At 44.3% G+C, this 3016-nt stretch carries 2 protein-coding genes and 1 pseudogene; 2 read left to right on the forward strand and 1 reads right to left on the reverse strand.

Going from position 1 to position 3016, the window contains the following annotated elements:
* Positions 1–917 (reverse strand): annotated as a pseudogene (locus F7C14_RS01845) (cytochrome C); the annotation flags it as partial.
* A 395-nt stretch (positions 918–1312) separates the two neighbouring features.
* Between F7C14_RS01845 and F7C14_RS01850 the strand changes: the two are divergent.
* Both F7C14_RS01850 and F7C14_RS01855 read left to right on the forward strand, forming a co-directional pair.
* Positions 1313–1771, forward strand: a complete 459-nt coding sequence (locus F7C14_RS01850) for a cupredoxin domain-containing protein (RefSeq protein WP_290899344.1) — start codon at positions 1313–1315, stop codon at positions 1769–1771.
* Between the two features lie 6 nt (positions 1772–1777).
* Positions 1778–3016, forward strand: a 1239-nt coding sequence (locus tag F7C14_RS01855; protein WP_290899345.1) for a 4Fe-4S binding protein, incomplete at its 3' end; no start/stop codon positions are given.

The following is a 3016-nucleotide window of genomic DNA, read 5'->3' on the forward strand; positions in this document are numbered from 1 at the left end:
ACAGCCAACTCCGTGTTGAAGGAGTTGCAGAAAGCCAAACCATCGCTCGGACCCCAGCCAACAGCCACAAGATCCTGCGTGTATGGAGGAAGTTCGATCTGGAAGCTTCTTGAAAGATCGAATCTTCCCCTCTTCCTGTCGAAAGCCAAGAACGTATACGTGCCTCTGAAGTACTTTTTGTAGTTCTCTTCTGTCAATTCAACATATGTCTCTCCCGGGATGTACCCTCCCTTTTCTGGATCCCACGGCGTTGCGTACTGGCTAACAATAGCGACATATTCAGTGTTGGGTGTGGCAAAGCAACCTCCGTGGACAGTTTGGGTGTTCGGGACTTTTATTATTTGCTTCGTCTCAAAATCCTTGAGACTAACAACAGCAGCTCTACCATTTGCTTTATCGTTTACGAACAACCATTCTCCATCGAACTCGGCATTTGTTCTGCTTATCTCCGGATGGTGCACGTCTCCCCAGCTCAACGGTCGAATTCCGTTGTAACCACCTTTTAAAACCTCGTGAGTTTCTTTCAAACCGTATCCGTATCCCTGCCAAGGCTCTGGAGTGAATACTGCTATTACTTTATACAGTCTCATGCTTGGAACACCAATAACGAGCACTTGCCCAGAATGCCCGCCGGAGGCAAACATTATGAACTCGTCGTACTTTCCTCCGGGAGTGTAGGTTTTCAAAGCGGCAATAGCATCTTGTTGAGTCAGACCCCTCTGCTCCATTATCTCAGCAAAAGAGGCTGGAGCTGCCGGAGCTGCTCCTCCACCACCAAGCCTCGAAATTCCGGCTCCGACGGCAAATCCAGCAATAAAACCTCCTCCAAAGCTCAGAAATTCTCTTCTTGTCAATTTAGTTCCCTCGTTTTTATTGTTTTTCTTGCTGTTCTTCCTCGCATTTTTCTCCTCCGCCATGGCTCGCACCACCAAAACCAGTTATATATTTGAATTAACGAATGTAACAATAAAAAATGATACCCTAACATTTTAGCGATTGAAAGCCAAGAGCTTTTCTTGTGTTCCCTAAAAAATTTAACGAACCCTGAGTTGTTATCATGATTATATGACTATTTCGAGGTACTATCTTAAAACATCGACTAACATTAAATAGACGAATAATTAAAAAGGACGATACCAACCATCAATATAACAATAGTGCGAGATCTAAAGCTACGGTTATATTCTAAAAGAGTTTATCAATTATTATAATATCCAAAAATTTTAGATTGTCCAAGACTCCTAACATTTTAGGTGTTAGTTTTTTACAGATATTAAGGCAAAATTGTAAGAAAATAAACGGTGGTGTTGAGATGAGAGCAAGAGTAATTCTGCTTGCGCTGGTGGTGCTGGGAATTTCAGCGCTAACGATATCCAGCGCACAAGGTACAAGTCCAAAAGGCACGACAAAGGAGTTCATAGTAATCGCAAAGCAATGGGAGTTCGATCCTTCGGTGATAGAAGTAAATCAGGGAGACACTGTAATTATTCGATTGAGGTCTGCTGATGTCTCTCATGGTCTTTTCATTGAAGGTTACGATATAGGTACAGCGATAATAACAAAAGAAGGGTGGCCAAGGGAGAAAGTGATAAAGTTCGTGGCTGACAAGCCGGGAGTATTCACTTTCAGATGCAACGTTACCTGCGGACCCTACCATCCGTTCATGACGGGGAAACTGATAGTGAAACCAAACAATCCAGAAAGAGGAATCTCTCTTTTCGCAATAATTCTGGGGATAGCGGTGACCGGATATTATATAGCGAGGAGGTGATAGGAGTTGGCGGAAGTTAGTGAAGAAGTTAAGGATGCAACAGCTAAGGAAGAAGCTAAGTACTTCTTCAGATACGATTTGCTTAGAATACCGATAATCCGATGGCTCTTCAAACTGCGAGCGTACCAGTTCATAGCTATATTCCCGAACTTCCTAATCTTCGTTGCTTTGATCTACGCAGCCTTCTTCGGCAGTCCGGTGGGTAACAGCAACCTAACAATTCTGATAATGTGGATAGTCTGGTGGGCAGCGTTAATGCTTATCCTCGTGCCCTTCGGAGGGAGGATATGGTGTCAGGTTTGCCCGATTCCAGCGATAGGAGAATGGCTTCAGCGAGGAACGTTTGTCGGAGTTAGACACAAGCCTATAGGACTTGGAAAAAGGTGGCCAAAGAAGTTCGACAACATATGGCTTCAGAACGCTTCATTCTTAATGGTTTCCAGCTTCATAGGAATTCTCGTCACGAGACCGTGGGTTTCAGGGGTTTTGCTGGTAATCCTCGTCATAATATTGCCAATAATAATATTCTTGATTTTCAGAGGAAGAGCATTTTGCAGATACATCTGTCCGGTTTCAGGATTCATTGGGCTCTATTCGATGTTCTCAACCCTCGAACTTAGAGTGAAAAACAGAGAGACCTGCATAAAGCATGTCGGCTACAAGGACTGTATAAGAGGAAACGATAAGGGATACGGATGCCCGTGGTTCGAGTATCCGGGGAACTTAAACAGGAACGCCTACTGTGGCTTATGTACAGAGTGTATCAAGACCTGCCCCTTTGACAACATAGCCGTTAACTTCAGAATAGGAGGAGAAGATCTCTTTGTTGATCCTTGGTACGGAATAAAGAAGAGGGGTCTTGATGAAGCTTACAAGACGTTCATAATGGCTACGTTAGCGATCCTCTATGCTATAGTGTTCGCAGGAGCGTATCCGTGGCTGAGAGAAGTTTCCAATGTTCTTGGCGGAAAGGTCGCTCCGCTGATTGGTAAAGCTGTCCACGTACCCTTCGACAAGAAGACGAATCTGCTAATTGAAGCGTTCTCGTTGCAGAACTACTTGACATTCTTAGGAATAATCTTGATTTCAACCCTCGTCATAGCTCCGGCGTTGTTTGCTGCCTTCGCATACCTTTCAAAGATACTCTCGGGAAGAGACGTGTCCTTCAAGAGAGTGTTCATAAACTTCTCCTACGCCCTCGTTCCAATAAGCCTCATGGCTTGGGGAGCTTTCTCCATCTACATC

This window comes from Ferroglobus sp. (assembly GCF_015521575.1).
Classification (GTDB): domain Archaea; phylum Halobacteriota; class Archaeoglobi; order Archaeoglobales; family Archaeoglobaceae; genus Ferroglobus.